Origin of the sequence: Micromonospora noduli (genome assembly GCF_003264365.1) — a bacterium.
Classification (GTDB): domain Bacteria; phylum Actinomycetota; class Actinomycetes; order Mycobacteriales; family Micromonosporaceae; genus Micromonospora; species Micromonospora noduli.
In genome coordinates, this window is record NZ_PYAK01000026.1 from 18,778 (window position 1) to 31,569 (window position 12,792).

10 protein-coding genes are annotated in these 12,792 nt (G+C 70.4%); 2 read left to right on the plus strand and 8 right to left on the minus strand.

Translation table 11 applies throughout. From position 1 onward, the window contains the following. Positions 1-145: 145 nt before the first annotated feature. Together GUI43_RS19885 and GUI43_RS19890 are read right to left on the minus strand one after the other, a co-directional pair. Positions 146-1,624, minus strand: coding sequence for a glutamate-cysteine ligase family protein (locus GUI43_RS19885; RefSeq protein ID WP_112699490.1), 1,479 nt, complete (start codon positions 1,622-1,624; stop codon positions 146-148). Positions 1,625-1,934: 310 nt separating this feature from the next. Continuing rightward, positions 1,935-2,516 carry a YceI family protein gene (locus tag GUI43_RS19890; protein ID WP_112699491.1) on the minus strand — a complete coding sequence of 194 codons (582 nt, stop codon included), beginning with the start codon at positions 2,514-2,516 and terminating at the stop codon, positions 1,935-1,937. A 99-nt stretch (positions 2,517-2,615) separates the two neighbouring features. Here GUI43_RS19890 and GUI43_RS19895 point away from each other — a divergent pair, with 99 nt between their 5' ends. After that, on the plus strand, positions 2,616-3,134 hold the full coding sequence (locus GUI43_RS19895) for a MarR family winged helix-turn-helix transcriptional regulator (RefSeq protein WP_112601218.1): 519 nt from the start codon (positions 2,616-2,618) through the stop codon (positions 3,132-3,134). A 229-nt stretch (positions 3,135-3,363) separates the two neighbouring features. Here the strand turns inward: GUI43_RS19895 and GUI43_RS19900 are convergent, their stop codons facing one another. The 3 genes from GUI43_RS19900 to GUI43_RS19910 all read right to left on the minus strand — a co-directional run bounded on the left by GUI43_RS19900 (position 3,364) and on the right by GUI43_RS19910 (position 8,912). Next, the gene (locus GUI43_RS19900) at positions 3,364-6,018 is read right to left on the minus strand and encodes an ATP-binding protein (RefSeq protein WP_112699492.1); all 2,655 of its coding nucleotides are present in this window, start codon (positions 6,016-6,018) and stop codon (positions 3,364-3,366) included. Between the two features lie 133 nt (positions 6,019-6,151). After that, entirely contained in the window at positions 6,152-7,300 is a 1,149-nt protein-coding gene (locus GUI43_RS19905) for an acyl-CoA dehydrogenase family protein (RefSeq protein ID WP_112699493.1), read from the minus strand. A 79-nt stretch (positions 7,301-7,379) separates the two neighbouring features. Next, positions 7,380-8,912, minus strand: coding sequence for an acyl-CoA carboxylase subunit beta (locus tag GUI43_RS19910; RefSeq protein WP_112583965.1), 1,533 nt, complete (start codon positions 8,910-8,912; stop codon positions 7,380-7,382). 168 nt (positions 8,913-9,080) lie between these two features. Here GUI43_RS19910 and GUI43_RS19915 point away from each other — a divergent pair, with 168 nt between their 5' ends. Beyond that, positions 9,081-9,641, plus strand: a complete 561-nt coding sequence (locus GUI43_RS19915) for a snapalysin family zinc-dependent metalloprotease (RefSeq protein ID WP_112583964.1) — start codon at positions 9,081-9,083, stop codon at positions 9,639-9,641. Between the two features lie 55 nt (positions 9,642-9,696). Here the strand turns inward: GUI43_RS19915 and GUI43_RS19920 are convergent, their stop codons facing one another. The 3 genes from GUI43_RS19920 to GUI43_RS19930 all read right to left on the minus strand — a co-directional run bounded on the left by GUI43_RS19920 (position 9,697) and on the right by GUI43_RS19930 (position 12,768). Continuing rightward, complete coding sequence (locus GUI43_RS19920; protein ID WP_112601220.1) at positions 9,697-10,617, minus strand: hydroxymethylglutaryl-CoA lyase; 921 nt, start codon at positions 10,615-10,617, stop codon at positions 9,697-9,699. A gap of 142 nt (positions 10,618-10,759) precedes the next feature. After that, entirely contained in the window at positions 10,760-12,097 is a 1,338-nt protein-coding gene (locus GUI43_RS19925) for an acetyl-CoA carboxylase biotin carboxylase subunit (RefSeq protein ID WP_112699494.1), read from the minus strand. Between the two features lie 71 nt (positions 12,098-12,168). Continuing rightward, positions 12,169-12,768, minus strand: coding sequence for a TetR/AcrR family transcriptional regulator (locus tag GUI43_RS19930; protein ID WP_112601222.1), 600 nt, complete (start codon positions 12,766-12,768; stop codon positions 12,169-12,171). Positions 12,769-12,792 lie beyond the last annotated feature (24 nt).

A 12,792-nucleotide genomic window follows, 5' to 3' on the forward strand; every position in this document is an offset into this window, starting at 1 on the left:
CCCGCCCCACCCTGCACCCCCGACCCACCCTGGGCCCCCGACCCACCCTGGGCCCCCGACCCACCCTGTTGATCATGCAGTTATTGCCACCGCTCTCGGCGTGTCATGGCAATAACTTCATGATCAACGCGTTCGAGGCGGGGGGTCAGGTGGTTGGCCAGGTGTGGACGGGTTGGTTGGTGCGCTGGAGTTCGGCGTAGCGCTGGACCATGTGGTGTAGCGCGGCCGTCCGGTCCATGCCGTGGTGCCGCTCCGCCGCCCACACCGCCTCGGTCTGCCAGGCGGCGCCGTTGCGGCCGGTACGGCAACGCTGCTCGATGATGCCGAGCAGCCGGTCCCGCTGCGTTGGGGCGACACCGAACCCGTCCAGCCCGGTGGCGGCGGTGGGCAGCAGTTGGTCCAGGACCAACTTGGTGACCGGCACGTCGCCGAGCCCGGGCCAGTGCAGCACGGCGTCGAGGCCACGTCGGGCGGCGGCGTGGAAGTTCTCCTCGGCGGAGCTGAAGGTGAGTTGACTCCAGATCGGGCGGTCGGCCTCGGCCAGACCGCGTACCAGCCCGAAGTAGAAGGCCGCGTTGGCCAGCATGTCCACCACCGTCGGGCCAGCCGGCAGCACCCGGTTCTCCACCCGCAGGTGGGGGCGGCCGTTCATGATGTCGTACACCGGACGGTTCCACCGGTAGACGGTGCCGTTGTGCAGCCGCAGCTCCCCGAGCTGTGGCACACCGCCGGCGTGCAGGACCTCCACCGGGTCCTCGTCCTCGCAGATCGGCAGCAGCGGCGGGAAGTACCGCACGTTCTCCTCGAACAGGTCGAAGATCGAGGTGATCCACCGTTCGCCGAACCACACCCGCGGCCGTACGCCCTGGGCCTTCAGCTCGTCCGGGCGGGTGTCGGTGGCCTGCTGAAACAGAGCGATCCGCGTTTCGGCCCACAGTTGGCGGCCGTACAGGAAGGGGCTGTTCGCCCCGACCGCCACCTGCACTCCGGCGATGGCCTGGGACGCGTTCCAGTAGTCGGCGAAGCTGTCCGGGGCGACCTGGAGGTGGAACTGGAGGCTCGTGCAGGCGGCCTCCGGGGCGATCGAGTCGGTGTGCGTGCGCAACTGCTCGACCCCGCGAATGTCCAGCTCGATGTCCTCGCCTCGGGCGCCGACGATCTGGTCGTTGAGCACCCGGTAACGCTCGTTGGTGGAGAGGTTGTCCTCGACCAGGTGCCCCTCGGTGAGGGTGGGCAGGATACCGACCAGGACGATCTTCGCGTCGGACCTGGCGGCACGCTCGTCGGCCCGGGAGAGGCTGCCCCGCAGGTCGTGCTCGTAGTCGGCGAAGCCGGTGCCCTCGATCAGTCGGGGCTCGGCGTTGAGTTCCAGGTTGAACTGCCCCAACTCGGTCTGAAAGAGGGGGTCCGCGATGTCGGCGAGGATCTCCTCGTTGCGCATCGCCGGCTCGGCGGCCGAGTCGACCAGGTTGAGTTCGATCTCCAGGCCGGTCATCGGCCGGTCGGCGTCGAAGCCGAAGTCGTCCAGCATCAGGGCGAAGACGTCCAGGCACCGCCGCACCTTCTGCCGATATCGGACGCGATCATCCCGGGTGAAGGCGCCCTCTGAGACGTCCCTGCCCATGTGTCCTCCCGACAGCCGGCGCGGTCGGGATCCTGCCGTCCCGGAAGCGCTTTGTGAAGCATCCACGGTAAGAGCGCCCACCTGACCGGGGCCAGAGGCCGACGGCGGTGATCCGACGTCGACCGGGGCGGACGCGCTCGTGGCGCCATCTGTACCCCGTCGTCGACCGGCTGGACCCGATTGCGGTGCGAACAACCCGTGACAATTACCACCAGTGGGAACGACGCAGGGCCCGCGCCGACGTGCGGCGCGGGCCCTGCGTACCGGATCGCCGGGAGGATTCCCCCTGCCCTCCGGCGATCCCCGGGGATCAGGCCTGACGGACGGCCTCGCCCTCGATCTCGATCTTGATCTTGCGGCTGACCAGCACGCCCCCGGTCTCCAGGGCGACGTTCCAGGTCAGGCCGAACTCCTCGCGGTCGATCTCGGTGCTCGCGGAGAAGCCGAAGATGTCCTGGCCGAACGGGCTGCGGCCGACACCCTCGAACTCCACCGCCAGCTCGACCGGGCGGGTGACGTCCTTGATGGTCAGCTCACCGGTGAGCACGAACTCGCTGCCGCGGCGGGACTTGACCCCGGTGCTGCGGAACTCGAGCGTCGGGAACTTCTCGGCGTCCAGGAACTCGGGGCTGCGCAGGTGCGCGTCCCGGTCGGCCTGGGTGGTGTCGACGCTGGCGGCCTGAATGGTGGCGACGACCGACGACTGCAGCGGGTCCTCGGCGACGGTGATGGTGGCGGTCGCCTCGTTGAACTCACCGCGAACCTTGCTCACCATCATGTGCCGGGCAACGAAGCCGACCCGCTTGTGCGCCACGTCGAGCGCGTAGGTGCCGGCCGCCGGGATCGTGAGGCCGTCCCAGTCGCGGGTAACCGCATCGATGCTGCTGGTCATGCTGCTGTCCTCCAGGAGATTGTTTAGTAGCCCAACGACTGCTTGAGCAAATATAACCGCAACAACATTCCCCGTGTCAAGCACTGGTATGATGAACGGGTGACCAACGTCTTCGACGATCCCCGGATCACCGCCGTCGGCCTGCTCTTCGAGGCACACGCCGGGCTGTCAGCCCGGTTCAACGCCCAACTCGAGGAGCACGGCCTCTCCGCGGTCGAGTTCGAGGTCATCACCCGACTGGCCCGCTCGCCGGGCAACCAACTACGCATGACCGACCTCGCCGCACAGACCTCCCTGTCGACCAGCGGAGTGACCCGTGTGGTGGACCGAATGGAGCGCGACGGGTTGCTCACCCGCCGGGCCTGCCCGAATGACCGACGCAGCTCGTACGCGGTGGTCACCGCCGCCGGGATGCAACGCCTGAACGAGACGCTGCCCGGGCATCTGCAGATGATTGAGCAGTGGTTCACCGGGCAGCTCGACCCCGGGGCGCTGGCGGCCCTCCTCGACGGGTTGCGGCGGGTCCGCGACGCCGCGCATCCGTGCGCCACCGCTGGCAGTGACGACGTCAGTCCGGAGCAGGTCGCCGCCACCGACAACGCCACCCGACGGCACTGATCAGCACCCGCCGTCGGGCGGCGGCAGCGGCAGAAAGACCGGCAGAAATGACCCAGCCAAGCTGGAGAATTCGGTCCAAGCCGACTTTCTGCCACCGCGCCGGTGGCAGGCTTCCCGCACCGGGGATCACCGGGGGGTGACGGCGCGGGCGATCAGCGAGGGGTAGCACCAAAGGGGGCTCTTCGCCCGCGCCACTCTCCCGTCACGATCCGCTCGGGGAGAGCGCAGGCTACTGAGCCGGTCCGCCTCGGGCGGCGATCAGCGCGTAGAGCAGGCCCGACTCCTGCGGCAACAGCCGGATGCCGCCCTCCGCACAGACCCGGTCCAGTCGATCGAGCACTGACGGGTCCGCAGTGCTCGCAGCCAGCCCAACCAAAGCCTCCACCACGTCGCGGCGATCCTGCCCCGCATGGTCAGCGGCGGCCGCGAACCACTCGGCAGCCAACTCCCGGTCGCCCCGGTGCAGCGCCAGGTTCCCCTCGATCAGCGCACAGAGCCCGGCCTCCGGCCCACCCCAGGCCAGCGCCGCGTCGTCCGAGCGCTGCCGCGGCACGGTCGGTCGCGCCGGCAGCGCCTCCACGCCCCCGGCGCGCAGCTCGGTCAGCACCTCGGTCGCCTCCGCGGCTCGCCCGTCCTGGGCGAGCGCCAGCCCGACGGTCCCGAGCACCCGACGGCGACGCCCGGGATCACTCAACTCGGACAGGGCCGCGATCGCCCGCCGGCCACGATCGATGGCGTCCGCGTACCAGCCCTCCAGTCGGGCGACCTCGGCTCGATTGGCCCAGCCCAGCACCCGCAGTCGCTGCTCCCCACTCTCGGCGGCGAGTCGGTCCACCGCGGCGAGCCGGCGGCGGGCGGCGGCCAGATCGCCCACGCGGATCTCGTGCCAGGCGAGGCTGTTCTGGGCCACCGCCAGGTCCCGGGTCCGCCCGTTGCGGGCCGCCAACCGCAGCAGCGCCTCGGCCTGCTCGCGGGCCTCGTCCTGCAGCCCGACGGAGATCAGCAGGGTGCCGAGCACGTTTCGCGCCTCCAACTCTCCGGTGACGTCGCCGGCCTGCCGGAAGGTGTCCAACGCCGCACGGGCCGTCGACAACTCCTCGGCGCCCGCGCCGTGCTCCGCCGCGAGCCGGGCGACCCCGAGGGCGGCCCACGCACGCAGAAGAGGATCGGCGTCGGCGGTCCGCGGGTCCGCCATCAGCCGCCGTAACCACTGCCGCCCGACGACGTCGCGTCCGCGGAACCGCCACCACCGGGTCAGGCAGGCCGCAAGCCGCAGCGCGGTCAACGGGTCGTCGGTAGCCGCGTGGGCCAACGACGAGCTGATGTCGCTGCTCATCTCGTCCAGCCGGTGCACCGCGTCGGGTAACCGTGGGCCGATCAGGTCGGTGGCGGTACGGGCCACCAGGCGCGCGATGACTTCCGCGTGTCGACGGCGGATGCAGGTCAGCTCACCTGCACCGGCCGCCTGCTCGACGGCGTAGTCACGGACCGCGTCGAGCAGCCGGAACCGGAACGACCCGGTTCCGCGTACGCTCAGCAGCCCCAACTCGACGAAGCGGTCCAACAGTGGAACCGGGTCGATCGCCACAGTGCCGTCCCGGTCGGCCTCGTCGGCGAGCATCTCCTCGGCCAACTCGACCGACCACCGGTTGCCGAAGACGGCCAGTTGCCGCAGCGCGGCCTGTTCGTCCGACGCCAACAGGCGGTAGCTGAACGCCACCGCATCCCGCAGGGTGACGGCGACCGAGACCGCCGCACGGGTGTCGGGTCCGCTCGTCCGGCTGCTGAGCGGCTCCGGTGCGTCCCAGGCCGGGTGGGCGGACGCGTCGGCGGGAGTGGCCAGGTCGAGCACCCGGTCGCCGTACCGGTCGAGCAGTTCGGTGAGGTCGAGGAGACGGCCCCGGGCGGCCATCAGCTCGATGGCCAACGGCAGCCCACCCAACCGGCGCACCAATGCGGCGAGCGCAGGCAGCTCAGCGGGGGTGGGTGGCTCGCGGCGGACCTGGGCGAGCCGGGCGGTGAACAACGCGACCGCCGGCCACGATTCGAGCCCGGAGTGCTCGGCCTCCGCTGGTGGCACGTCGAGCGGTGCGACCGGCCAGACCCGCTCACCGGGCAACCCGACCGGGTGCCGCCCGGTGACCAGCACCCGCAGCGAGGGCAGTGCGCCGAGCAACCGGTGCACTGTCGCGGCCACCGGGCCCGGGGCGCGCTCCACCGCGTCCATCACCAGCAGCGTCGGCCGCCCGGCGAGCAGCGCCACGAGTTCGGACAGGCGTGCCACGCCGAGCATGGACATCGAGGCGGCGAGCACGTCCGGACCGTCTGCGCCTTCGCCCACCAGCACCCCGGCGACACCGGCCGGGTGAGCGGCGGCCACCCGGTGCGCCACCGACGTCGCCAGGGCGGTCTTGCCGACGCCGGCCAATCCGACGAGGCTGACCAACCGGGGTCCTCGCTCCGCGGTCAGCATTCCGGCCAGCTCGGTGAGGTCGCGCTCCCGGCCGATCAACGCGACCGGCGGCGGGAGCGCGACCGACGGGTCGGCGGGTGCGGCCGCCGACGTGGCGTTGCCGCCGACCGCGAACGCCGTCGAGGTGGCGTCCGGCGGGGCCGGTTCGGCACCGGCGCCGCGGGCCGCGGCCAGGAACGCCGCCCGACTGGTGCCGGTCAGCGCCAGCGCCCCGGCGAGCAGCTCGACAGTGGTGCGTTGTGGCCGGATCGACCGGCCACGCTCCAGATCACGCACTGTCCGCACACCCACCCCGGCCCGGGACGCCAGCTCGGCCTGGGTGAGGCCGGCGGCGCGTCGATGCCCGCGGAGCAGCTCCGGCAGAGTGGTACGTCCAGCCGGGCTCCGCGACCAGTCATGATCCGGAGTCATGGGCACGAAGAGTACGGATGGACTCCGACCGTCGGCAGTCGAACGTCGGGCTACTGACGCCCGCTCGCCGAAACCCGACAGCCGTACGGACAGTCCGTCCGGGACGACCGGCCGATCAGTTCGGCTGGGCCACTCAGAGGCCCAGATCCCGGGCGATGATCATGCGTTGCACCTCACTGGTGCCCTCGCCGATCTCCAGGATCTTGGAGTCACGCCAGAACCGGGCCACCGGGTACTCGTTCATGAAGCCGTACCCGCCGTGGATCTGGGTGGCCTCCCGGGCGTTGTCCACAGCGATCGTGCTGGCGTGCAGTTTGGCGATGGCGGCCTGCCGCTTGAACGGCTCGCCGGCCAGCATCCGCGCGGCGGCGTCGTAGTACGCCAGGCGAGCGGTGTGTGCCTTCAGCTCCATGTCGGCGATCTTGAACTGGATGACCTGGTTGGCGCCGATCGGCTGACCGAAGGCGTGCCGCTCCTTCGCGTACTTGATCGACTCGTCGACACAGCCCTGCGCGAGGCCGACGGCGAGCGCGGCGATGGCGATCCGGCCCTCGTCGAGGATCCGCAGAAACTGCGCGAAACCCCGACCCCGCGCGCCGAGCAGGTTGGCGGCCGGCACCCGGCAGTCGTCGAAGGTCAGCTCGTGGGTGTCCGAGGCGGTCCAGCCCACTTTGGAGTAGCCGGGCGCGACGGTGAACCCGGGCGTGCCGGTCGGCACGATGATCGTCGACAACTCCTTGGAGCCGTCCGGGTTCATGCCGGTCACCGCGGTGACCGTGACCATGGCCGTGATGTCGGTGCCCGAGTTGGTGATGAACGCCTTCGACCCGTTGATCACCCACTCGTCGCCGTCCAGCACCGCCCGGGTCTGCGTGCCGGCGGCGTCCGAGCCGGTGCCCGGCTCGGTGAGACCGAAGCCGGCCAGCGCCTCGCCGCTGAGCAGCCGGGGCAGCCAGGTCGCCTTCTGCTCCTCGGTGCCGAAGCGGTAGATCGGCATCGCGCCCAGCGAGACCGCCGCCTCCAACGTGATGGCCACGCTGGAGTCGACCCGGGCCAACTCCTCCAGGGCCAGGCAGAGCGCGAAGTAGTCGCCGCCCATGCCGCCGTGCTCCTCGGCGAAGGGCAGGCCGAACAGACCCATCTTGCCCATCTGCCGGATCACCTCGTACGGGAAGGTGTGCTGCTCGTAGTGCTCGGCGATGACCGGGGCGATCACCTCGCGGGCGAACTCCCGCACGCTCTCGCGCAGCGCCGCTTGTTCGTCGGTGAGCCGGAAGTCCATCTCATCCTCCTGTAAGGACGGTCCGCCTCGGCGCTCGTGACGCCGGCGGGCGGGTCGCTGTGCGGGCCCGAGTCGATGATCAGACCGGGGTGACGCCGTGCCGACGGCGGGAGAAGTGCCGATCCTTGGTACGCGCCGCCGCGAATCGACGGACCAGCTCGGTGCGCAGGTCGTGCGGCTCGACGATGGCGTCCACCACCAGCTCACTGGCCAGCCGGACGACGTCGATGTCCTGCTCGTACTCGGCCCGCTTGGCGGCGACGAAGGCCGCCCGCTCGTCCTCGTCCGCAATCGCGGCGATCTTGTTGGCGTAGACCGCGTTCACTGCAGCCTCGGCGCCCATCACGGCGATCTTCGCGCTCGGCAGCGCGATCGTGGCGTCCGGCTCGAACCCGGGGCCGGCCATCGCGTAGAGACCGGCGCCGTACGCCTTGCGGACCACCACGCAGATCTTCGGCACGGTCGCCTCGGAGATCGCGGTGATCATCTTGGCGCCGTGCCGGATGATGCCCTGCTTCTCCACCGCGCTGCCGACCATGAAGCCGGGCACGTCGCTGAGGAACAGCAGCGGCACGTTGAACGCGTCGCAGAGCTGCACGAACCGGGTCGCCTTGTCGGCCGAGTCGACGAAGAGCACGCCGCCCTTGAACATCGAGTTGTTGCCGACCACGCCGACGACCTGACCGTCGAGACGGCCGAAGCCGATGGTCAACTCCTTGGCCCAGAGCGCCTGGATCTCGAAGAACGAACCCTCGTCGAGCAGGCCCTTGACGTACCGCCGCATGTCGAACGCCTGCCGCTCGCTGGCCGGCACCAACGCGGCCAGGTCGGCCTTCGCGGACGCGGCGACCGCCGGTGCGGTCGGCGGCGCCTGCGTCCAGTTCGCCGGCAGGTACGACAGGTAGGTCTTCACGACGTCGAGCGCGTCGGCCTCGGTCTTGCAGAGGAAGTGCCCCACGCCGGATTCGGCGGTGTGCACCTTCGCCCCGCCCATCGCCTCCAGGGTGGTCTTCTCGCCGGTGACCATCTCGACCATCCGGTCGGAGCCGAGGTACATGCTGGCGTTGCCGTCGACCAGCGCCACCACGTCGCAAAACGCCGGGATGTACGCACCACCGGCGGCGCTCGGGCCGAACAGCGCGCAGACCTGTGGGATCGAGCCGGAGGCGCGAACCTGGTTCCAGAAGATCTTGCCGGCGCCGCGTCGACCGGGGAAGAGATCGACCTGGTCGGTGATCCGGGCGCCGGCCGAGTCGACCAGGTAGACCATCGGCACGCCGGCGCCGTACGCCCGCTCGATGATCCTGATGATCTTCTCGACGGTGCGGGCGCCCCAGCTGCCGGCCTTGACTGTGGAGTCGTTGGCCATCAGGCAGACCTGTCGGCCGTCGATCGTGGCGGTGCCGGTCACCACGCCGTCGGCGGGCAACCCCTCGGCGAGCGCGTTGGCGTAGAGGCCGTCCTCGACGAACGAGCCCTCGTCGACCAGGAGCGCGACCCGTTCACGGGCGAAGAGCTTGCCCTTGGCCGCGTTGGCCGCGTGGTACTTGTCCGCGCCGCCGGACCGGGCCCGCTTGCGCAGCTGCTCCAGTGCCTCACCGTCGAGCGTCACGCCGACTCCTCCGCCATACTGACCTGAACGATCGTTAGGCTAGCGCATCGGCGCGGTTGTCGGCGACCTACGAGCGAACCAGACAGCGAAGCCGAGAGCAAGACATTGAAAAACATGAATACACATCGCTAGGCTCCTGGCACCCCTCCTCCCAGATCGGAGTCAGCGATGACCTCACGACTCAACCGGCTCGCCGTCGCGTTGCTCGCGACGACACTCGCCACCCTCGGCATCACGGTCGCCAACCCGTCGCCCGCGTCCGCCGCCATGACCATCTGCTACAACACCAGCCAGGCGGGAAGCTACGCCAGCGTCGCCAACCAGGCCGCCTCGATCTGGAACAACGCCACCGTCAACCTGACGCTCTCCGCCAACTGCGGCTCCAACCTGCGCATCTACCGGATCACCGGCGGCGGCTCGTACGCCCAGCGGACCAGCCTGGGCAACGGCCGGGTCTACATCGACACCCAGCAGGCCGCCCAGTACAGCGTGCTGCGGATCATGACCCACGAGATCGGGCACATCCTCGGCCTGCCGGACAACTACAACGGAAACTGCGCCCTGCTGATGTCCGGCGGCAGCGCCGGCACCAGCTGCACCAACGCCTACCCGAGCTCCGCCGAGGCGAGCCGGGTGAGCAACCTCTTCGCCGGCACGTTCAGCGCCACGGACCGCAGCGCGGACATCTTCCGCGACAGTTGGCCGAGCGCCCTCACCTCAGTGAGCTGATCGACCTGGCACGTGGAAGGGGCCGGCGCGTGCGCCGGCCCCTTCCGTCGCGCCCTCAGCTCGGCAGCGGCGTCAGCCGGGTACGCGGACCGGCCCGCAGCACACCGGACGGCAGCTTCTTGCCGAGCAACTCCTCGGCCAGCTCCGCCGCCTCGATCAGGGCCGGCAGGTCGATGCCGGTGTCGATGCCCATGTCGTGCAGCATGTGCACGGCCTCCTCGGTAGCCAGGTTGCCGCTCGCTCCCGGCGCGTACGGGCAGCCACCGAGGCCACCGACGCTGGCGTCGAACTCGGTCACCCCCAGCTCCAACGCGGTCAGCAGGTTGGCCAGCGCCGTACCCCGGGTGTTGTGGAAGTGCAGCAGGACCGGCACGTGCGCGTTGCTGTCGCGTACCGCGGTCAGCAGCTCGCGGACCCGACGTGGGGTGCCCATGCCGGTGGTGTCGCCGAACGCGACCCGGTCCGCGCCGTCGCGGACCACCCGGTCCACGATCCCGGCCACCCGCTGCGGGTCGATGTCCCCCTCGTACGGGCAGCCGAAGCTGGTCGCCACGATCACCTCGACCCGCGCCGACGCACCGTGCAGCAGGTCGATCAGCTCGGCGATGTCGTCCAGCGACTCGTCCGTGGACCGGTTGACGTTGCGCCGGTTGTGGGTGTCGCTGGCCGAGACCACCACCTCGATCTCGGTGAATCCGGCGGCGAGGGCCCGCTGGGCGCCTCGGGTGTTCGGCACCAGCGCGGAGTACCGCACGCCGTCGGCCTTCACCGCCCGCTGCCACACCTCGTCGGCGTCCGCCATCTGCGGGATCGCCTTGGGGTGTACGAACGACACCGCCTCGATTCGGCGTACGCCGGTGCCGGAGAGGGCGTCGAGCAGCCGCACCTTGGCGTCGGTCGGGATCGGGTCCTCGTTCTGCAACCCGTCCCGCGGCCCAACCTCGCGGATCGAGACGGAATCTGGCAGGTCCGCCATAAGGGGTCACCTCACTGTGACGAAAGCAGCGCTTAGGGGGTCCTCCCAGCATGCCACCCCACTGTTGATCAAGAGGTTTGCGTCATCCGCGGCGCAGATCCTGACGCAAACCTCTTGATCACCGCGGGTGGGCGGGGGGCGGTCAGCGCATGCGGGAGACGATGCCGGTGTCGTAGGCGCCGGAGAGAAACTCGTCGTTGGTGAGCAGCTCGGCGAAGAAGGGAACGTTGTTCTTCGGGCCCTCGATCTGGAAGGCCGCGACGGCTGCCTTCGCGCGATCGAGCGCCTCGTCGCGGGTCGCGCCGCTGACGATCAGCTTGGCCAGCAGGCTGTCGTAGAACGGGGTGACCGTGTTGCCCTCGGTGTAGCCGGAGTCCACCCGGACCCCCTCGCCCGTCGGCTCCACCCACGTCCTGATCACACCCGGGCCGGGCAGGAAGCGCTTCGGGTCCTCCGCGTTGATCCGCATCTCGATGGCGTGCCCACCCGGGGTCAACGCGTCCGGGTCGAACGTCGGCGCCAACCCGGAGGCCACCCGCAACTGCTCCTCGACCAGGTCGATGCCGTAGACGTACTCGGTCACCGGGTGCTCCACCTGCAACCGCGTGTTCATCTCCAGGAAGAAGAACTCGCCCGTGGATGGGTCGAGCAGGCACTCCACAGTGCCCGCGTTGCGGTAGCCGACCGCCTCGCCGGCCCGCACCGCCGCCGCCAGCAGCCGGGATCGCAGCTCCGGTGAGACCGCCGGCGACGGGGACTCCTCGACCAGCTTCTGGTTGCGCCGCTGCACCGAGCACTCCCGCTCGCCGAGCGCCACCACCCGGCCATCGGCCAGGCCGAGGATCTGCACCTCGACGTGCCGTACCCGGGGAAAGTACCGCTCGATCAACACCGAACCGTCGCCGAACATCCGCTCGGCGAACGCGCGCACCTTGTCGTACTCGGTGCGCAGCGCCGCCTCGTCGACGGCCACGCCCATGCCCATGCCGCCGCCGCCGGCGGCGGCCTTGACCATCACCGGGTAGCCGATCTCGGCCGCGGCCGTCACCGCAGCGTCCAGGTCGGCGGCCGGGTCGGTGGTACCCGGTGCGACCGGAACACCGGCCGCCGCCATCAGGTTCCGGGCGTTGATCTTGTCGCCCATCGCGGTGATCGCGTCCGCGTCGGGTCCGACCCAGATCAGGCCGCTCGCCTCGACGGTACGGGCGAACTCGGCGTTCTCCGACAGGAAGCCGTACCCGGGGTGGATCGCCTGCGCGCCCGTCGACTTCGCGGCGGCGAGGATCGCCTCGGTGTTGCGGTAGCTCAGCGCCGGGTTCGGTGGGCCGATGAGGACGGCCTCGTCCGCCTCCGCGACGAACGGCAGGTCGGCGTCGGCCTCCGAGTGCACCGCGATCACGCGGATGCCGAGCCGCTTGGCGGTCCGGATGATCCGGCGGGCGATCTCGCCCCGATTGGCGACCAGCAGTGACTCGATCATGTTTCCTCCCGGCGTCCGGATGGTGGGACGATGTCAGGGAATCATGACCGGCACGGTTCTGACGAGTCGGCTCAGGCGAGCAGCGCGGCCAGGGTCGCGCCGCGCAGCAGCTCGGCGCGACGTCGCCGATCCACCTCACCACCGAGGAACGGCGTCGAGTTCATCAGGCCGAACGCGGCGTGCGCGAGCACCCGCGCCTCACCGTCGGGCATCCCCGGGTGCAGCGCGGTGAGCACTGTCACCCACTCCTCGACGTAGAGCCGTTGCAGGCGACGAATCCGGCGCCGCGGCTCCTCGGGCAGGCGGTCCAGCTCGTGCAGGTGCAACGCGATCACCGCCGGGTTGGCCAGCGCGAACTCGACGTGGAAGTCGATCAGCGACTCCAGCACCCCGCGCGGGTCGTCCGAACCCCCGGCGGCGCGTTCCCGCCCACCGGCCAGCAACCCCTCACTGACCGGAATCAGCGCGGCGGCCAGCATGGCTTCCTTGCCGGCGAAGTGGTGGTAGAGCGCCGGACCGGTGACCCCGGCGGCCGCGCCGATGTCGTCCATCGACACGCCGTGATAACCACGCGCCGCGAACAGACCTACCGCGATCTCCAGGATCTCGTCCTTGCGGGACCTGCGCCGGCCCGCACCCGCCGCACCCCGTGCCTGCTGCTCCACCGTCACCGGGCAAGCCTAGACCGCGACGAG